Source organism: Candidatus Eisenbacteria bacterium, from assembly GCA_016235265.1.
Taxonomy (GTDB): domain Bacteria; phylum Eisenbacteria; class RBG-16-71-46; order RBG-16-71-46; family JACRLI01; genus JACRLI01.
The window spans coordinates 59677-65849 of record JACRLI010000001.1; the positions used below are offsets into that span (position 1 = coordinate 59677).

The following is a 6173-nucleotide window of genomic DNA, read 5'->3' on the forward strand; positions in this document are numbered from 1 at the left end:
TTCAGCGCTCCCTCGTCGGAACGCGCACGCCCTTCGCCTTCGCGAAGCCGATGGCCTCGTCGTATCCGGCATCCACGTGGCGCAACACCCCGCTCATGGGGTCGTTGGTCAGCACCCGCTCCAGCTTCCGGCCGCCCTCCTCGGTGCCCTCGGCCACGCACACCATGCCCGCGTGGATCGAGTAGCCCATGCCCACGCCGCCCCCGTGGTGCACCGACACCCACGAGGCCCCGCTCGAGGTGTTGAGCAGCGCGTTGAGGATGGGCCAGTCGGCGATGGCGTCGGAGCCGTCCTTCATGGCCTCGGTCTCCCGGTACGGCGAGGCCACCGAGCCGGAGTCCAGGTGGTCGCGGCCGATCACGATGGGTGCGGTGATCTCCCCCTTCGCCACCAGCCGGTTCATCACCGCTCCGAACTCCGCGCGCTCCCCGTAGCCGAGCCAGCAGATGCGCGCCGGCAGCCCCTGGAAGGCCACGCGCTCGCCGGCCATGCGGATCCAGCGCGCCAGCGGCTCGTTGTCGGGGAAGGTCTCGAGGATGGCACGGTCGGTGCGCGCGATGTCCTTCGGGTCGCCGGAGAGCGCCGCCCAGCGGAACGGGCCCTTGCCTTCGCAGAACAGGGGGCGCACGTAGGCCGGCACGAAACCGGGAAAGTCGAAGGCCCGCTCCACGCCCGCCTTGTGCGCCTGCGCCCGGAGGTTGTTGCCGTAGTCGAACACCGCACTGCCGGCCGCCTGGAAGGCCAGCATGGCCTCCACGTGCCGCGCCATGGAGGCGTAGCTCAGCGCCATGTAGCGGGCCGGGTCGCGCGAGCGCAGCTCCGCGGCAGCCTCCACCGTGTGGCCTTCGGGGATGTAGCCGGCGAGGGGATCGTGCGCCGAAGTCTGGTCGGTGACCACGTCCGGCGCGAAGCCGGCCTTGAGCAGCTGCGGCAGCACCGTGGCGGCGTTCCCGGGAATGCCGACGCTCAGCGGCTGCTTCGCGCGGCGCGCCTCCTCGGCCCACGCCAGCGCCTCCTCCACCGATCGGGCCGCCCGGTCCAGGTAGCGCGTCTCCAGGCGCCGCTGGATGCGCGAGGGGTCCACTTCCACCGCCAGGCACACCCCGCCGTTCATGGTCACCGCCAGCGGCTGCGCCCCGCCCATGCCGCCCAGGCCGGCGGTGAGCACCACCCGCCCGGCGAGATCGGATCCGAAGTGCCTCCTGCCGCACTCCGCGAACGTTTCGTAGGTGCCCTGCAGGATTCCCTGCGTGCCGATGTAGATCCAGCTGCCGGCCGTCATCTGCCCGTACATGATCAGGCCCAGCTTTTCCAGCTTCCAGAAATGCTCCCAGTTGGCCCACGCCGGCACCAGCAGCGAGTTGGCGATCAGCACCCGCGGGGCCCACGGGTGCGTGCGCGCCACGCCCACGGGCTTGCCCGACTGCACCAGCAGCGTCTCGTCGTTCTCCAGGCGCTGCAGCTCGCGCACGATGGCCTCGAAGCAGGCCCAGTTGCGGGCCGCCTTGCCCGTGCCGCCGTACACCACCAGGTCCTCCGGCCGCTCCGCCACTTCGGGGTCCAGGTTGTTGTGCAGCATGCGCAGCGCCGCCTCCTGCGACCAGCCCTTGCAGGTGCGGCTGGTGCCCCGGGGCGCGCGCAGGGTGCGGATGGCGCTCATGACACGCCTGCCTTTCTGGGATCCGGCAACGCCGGGAAGGAACCGTCGAGGATCGCCTCCGCCAGCACGTCCAGCTGCCCGCCCAGCGGCCGGTCGCCGGTCAGGGGCGGAACGTAGCGGCGCACGGCGTCGCGGCCGTTCCCGGTGGCCGCGGCCGGCCTGAGCGGACGGCGCCGGTCCTGGGCTTCCGCCGCCGCCACCAGCTCCGCCGCCACCACGCGGGCGGCCAGCGGCACGGCCTGGCGCAGCTTGGTGGCCGCCACGCTGCCCATGCTGACGTGGTCCTCGGTGCTCGCGGAGGTGGGAATGGTGTCCACGCTGGCAGGATGCGACAACACCTTGAGCTCCGCCACCAGGGCCGCGGCGGTGTACTGCACCAGCATCAGGCCGGACTCCAGGCCCGGCCGGCGCGCCAGGAAGGCGGGCAGCTCCCCCAGCTTCGCATCCAGCATCCGGAAGGTGCGCCGCTCGCTGAAGCCCGCGACCTGCGCCAGCGCGATGGTGGCCACGTCCAGCGCGGTGGCCACCGGCTGCCCGTGGAAGTTGCCGCCGGAGATCACCTCCCCGCCGAACACCAGCGGATTGTCCGACACCGAGTTGATCTCGATCTCCAGGCAGCGCCGCACGTACCGCAACGAGTCGCGCACCGAGCCCAGGACCTGCGGCACGCACCGCTCAGTGTAGGCGTCCTGCACCCGCCCGCAGTTGCGGTGCGAGGCCACGATCCCGCTGCCGCGCAGCATGGACCGCAGCCGCGCGGCGGTTTCCGCGTGCCCGGGGTGCGGCCGGACGCGCGCGAAGCGCTCGTCGAAGGGCTTGACGCTGCCCAGCAGCGCCTCCACCGACATGGCCGCGGCCAGTTCCGCGGCCAGCAGAACCCGCTCCGCGCGGCACCACGAGAGCGAGCCGACGCCGGCCATGAGCTGCGTGCCGTTGATGAGCGCCAGGCCTTCCTTGGGCGCCAGCACCACCGGCCGCAGGCCCGCGCGCCGCAGCGCCACCGCACCGCCGACCTCCGACCGTCGAGCCCCCACGCGCGCCCGCCCCTCGCCGATCAGCACCAGCGCCAGGTGCGCCAGCGGCGCCAGGTCCCCGCTCGCGCCCACCGAGCCGCGGAGCGGGATGACCGGGACCACGTTCTTCGCGAGCAGCGCCAGCAGCGCGCGCACCAGCTGCGGCCGCACGCCGGAATGGCCGAAGGCCAGCGAGTGCGCCCGCAGCGCCACCATGGCCCGGCTCTCCGGGTCGGTGAGCGTCTCGCCCACGCCGCAGGCGTGGCTGCGCAGGAGGTTGCGCTGCAGGTCGCGCAGCGCCGCGTCCGGAATCCGCTCGCTCACCAGGTTGCCAAAACCGGTGTTCACGCCGTACACCACCTGCCCGCGGTGCATCAGGGACTCCACGGTCTCCCGCGACACACCCATCCGCTGCACCGACCCCGCGCCCAGCACGAGCCGCGCCCGGCCCTCCGCAATGGCCTCGAGATCGCGCGCCGTCAGCGCGCTCCACCCCGCCTGGTACGAAACCGCCATCAACCCTCCGTCACCGTGCCGGCGCCAAGGAACTCGCCCGCGGCCGCGGCCGCCTCTCGCGCTCCGCGCGCCTGCCTGAGCGGCGTGCCCAGCGCCGCGACAAAACTCCGCCCGTAGCCGGAACCGCCGGCCCGCCGGTCCAGCAGCACGAACACGCCCCGGTCGGTGGACCTGCGCAGCAGCCGGCCCACGCCCTGCCGGAACCGCAACACCGCTTCGGGGACCGCCAGGTCGCGGAACGGGTCCAGGCCGCGGGCCTCGTAATCGCGCTTGCGGGCTTCGAACACCGGGTCCGTGGGCACTCCGAAGGGCAGGCGCAGCATCACCAGCACTTCGAGGGCCTCGCCCGGGAAGTCCACGCCCTCCCAGAAGCTCTGCACCCCCAGCAGCACCGCCCCGCGGGCGCCGCGGAAGCGGCGCGCCAGCTGGCTGCGCCGCCGCGGATCGTCCTGCGTCAGCAGCTGCGGCACCCGCGGCTCCAGCAGCCCGGCGAGCCCGCGCAGGGACTCCCACGAGGTGGCCAGCACCAGCGTGTTGCGACCCAGCGTGGCCAGCTCCGCCACCGTGTCCGCCGCCGCCTCCAGGTAGCCCGGCTCGCGCGGGTCGGGCACGCCGCTCACACTCAGCGCGAGCAGCTGCCGTGCCGGGTCGATCCCCGACACGTACGCCTCCGCGCGCACGTCCCCGGCCTCCAGGCCCAGCCTGCCGCAAAGATAGTCGAACTTGCCGTCCGCGGCGAGGGTGGCCGACGTGAGCACCACCGACTCCAGCCGCCCGGTCAGCTCCGCGCTCGCCTCGCGCCCCACGTTCCACGGCACACTCTCCAGGGTCACCCCGGAGGGCCGGCTGAATTCCAGCGTGGCACAGCGCCCATCCGGGATGGGCCCGGTGAGTGCGAGCAGCGCCTGGGCCTCCTTCTCCCACTGTCCCAGCGAGCGCACCACGTAGGGGCGGAGCTTCGAGGCGGAGTCCGGCTCCTCCGGCGCCAGGGCGCGCCATGCCTCCCCGGCGCGCAGGGCGTCGCGCAGCCGGTCCAGCAGGTCGTCCAGCCGCGGGGGAAACACCTCGGTGGGATCGGAGCACCCGTCCAGGCGCACCCGGCCGCCCTGCCCGGCCACCCGGGAGAGATCCTCGAAGGCCCCCTCCCCCGCGGGGCGCACCGCCTCCAGCGCCTCCTGCAGCGCGCGGGCCGCCTCCCGCTCGCGCTCGAGGGACGCGGAGCCCGACCCGGCGAACACGTCGCCTTGCGCATGGCCCTTGAGCGCCGCCTGCAGCGCCTTCAGCTGCCCCGCGGCGCGCGGCTTGCCCAGCAACCGGTCCAGGGCGACCCCGAAGGAACGCTGCGTGAAGCGCACCGAGAGGGCCCGGGTGAACGCGTCCGGCAGGTGGTGCGCCTCGTCCACCACCAGCCGGCTGAACTCCGGCAGCACCACGCCGCCCGCCATGCGGTCGGTGAGCCACAGCGCGTGGTTCACCACCACCACGTGGGCCTCCTGCGCCTGGCGGCGGGCCTTGCGCAGCCAGCAGCCCCGGGTGTCGCGGCAGATCTCGGAGGGGCAGTGACCGGCGTCCAGCTCCTGGCCCCGGAAGGGCTCCCACGCGTTGTCCCCGTCGTCCACGGCGCTGAGATCGCCGTCGGGCACGGAGGCCAGCAGCGCCTCCAGCCGGCGCGCCTCCGGAGTGCCGGCGCGCTCCGCCAGGAAGCCCTCCACGCGCGAGCGACACAGGTAGTTCTCGCGCCCCTTGAGGCGCACCACGCGCACGTCGCCGCCCAGCGCGCGGCCCAGGATGGGCAGCTCCGAGTCCAGGATCTGGTCCTGGAGGCTCTTGGTGTGCGTGGAGACCACCACCGGCTGGCCCGAGGCCCGGGCCCATTCCACGGCGGGCAGCAGGTAGGCCAGGGTCTTGCCCAGGCCGGTGGGTGCCTCGGCCAGCAGCACGCCGCCGCGCTGCAGGCAGTCGGCCACGTCCGAGGCCATGCGGCCCTGGTCGGGGCGGGGCTCGTAGCGCGGGTGTTCGAGGCGCAGCGCCTCCTCGAGGCGCAGGCCGGCGGTGTCGGTCACCAGGTCTCCCGGGGCGGGGTGCGGGGCAGGGTGCGGGGCGTCACGGGAGCTTCTCTCCCAGAAGTGCCAGGAGACCCGCCTCGTCGAGCAAGGTCACCCCCAGTGCGGTGGCCTTGTCCAGCTTGGAGCCGGCGGCCTCGCCCGCGACCACGTAGTCGGTCTTCTTGCTCACGCTGCCGGCGACGCTTCCGCCGTGGGACTTGATCAGTTCGGCGGCCTGTTCCCGCGTGAGGTGCGGCAGGGTCCCGGTGAGCACCAGCGTGCGGCCCTCCAGCGCGCGGGAGCGAACCTGGCGGGCCGGCCCGGCCAGCGTCACCCCGGCCCGGCGGAGCTTCGCCACCACCCGCTCCAGGCGCGGCTGCCGCAGGAAGTGCGCCACCGCCGCGGCCATCACGTCCCCCACCCCGGGCACGGCATCGAGCTGCTCCACGGACGCCCCGGACAGCGCGTCCCAGCCGGGGAACTCCCCCGCCAGCAGCTCCGCGGTGGATTCACCCACGTGCGGGATGCCCAGCGCGTACAGGACCCGCGGCCATGGGCGCGAGATGGAGCCCGCGATGGCCTCCACCAGCGCCGCGGCGCTCTTCTCCGCGAAGCCCTCGAGCTCCAGGAGCTGGCCGGCGCGCAGGGAATAAAGGTCCCCGACGTCCTCCACCAGCCCCGCGTCCGCGAGCTGCTCCGCGGTGGAGCGACCCAGCCCCGCGATGTCCATGGCGCCGCGGCTGCCGAAATGCTCCAGGCGCCGGCGCAGCTGCATGGGGCACGCCGGGTTCTCGCAGCGCAGCGCCACCTCCTCCGCGTCGCGCACCAGGGGCCCGCCGCACGAGGGGCAGGCGCGCGGCGCGCGGATGGGTTTCTCCCCGCCGCCGCGCCGCTCGGGCAGCGCGCGAATCACCTGCGGGATCACCTCGCCGCCGCGCT

The 6173-nt window shown here is 74.1% G+C and carries 4 protein-coding genes; all 4 read right to left on the reverse strand.

Annotated elements, in window-relative coordinates; translation table 11 throughout:
- Window position 1: 1 nt before the first annotated feature.
- Window positions 2–1660: a urocanate hydratase gene (hutU, locus tag HZB25_00300; GenBank protein ID MBI5835660.1), complete on the reverse strand. Its 1659-nt coding sequence runs from the start codon at window positions 1658–1660 to the stop codon at window positions 2–4.
- Window positions 1657–3189 (reverse strand): histidine ammonia-lyase, encoded by a 1533-nt coding sequence (hutH, locus tag HZB25_00305; GenBank protein MBI5835661.1) that lies wholly within the window; start codon window positions 3187–3189, stop codon window positions 1657–1659. The genes hutU and hutH overlap by 4 nt, the downstream gene beginning before the upstream one ends.
- Window positions 3189–5252 (reverse strand): ATP-dependent DNA helicase, encoded by a 2064-nt coding sequence (locus tag HZB25_00310; protein ID MBI5835662.1) that lies wholly within the window; start codon window positions 5250–5252, stop codon window positions 3189–3191. Before HZB25_00310 ends, hutH begins: the two co-directional genes overlap by 1 nt.
- 40 nt (window positions 5253–5292) lie before the next feature.
- Window positions 5293–6173, reverse strand: an 881-nt coding sequence (locus tag HZB25_00315; protein MBI5835663.1) for an NAD-dependent DNA ligase LigA, incomplete at its 5' end; no start/stop codon positions are given.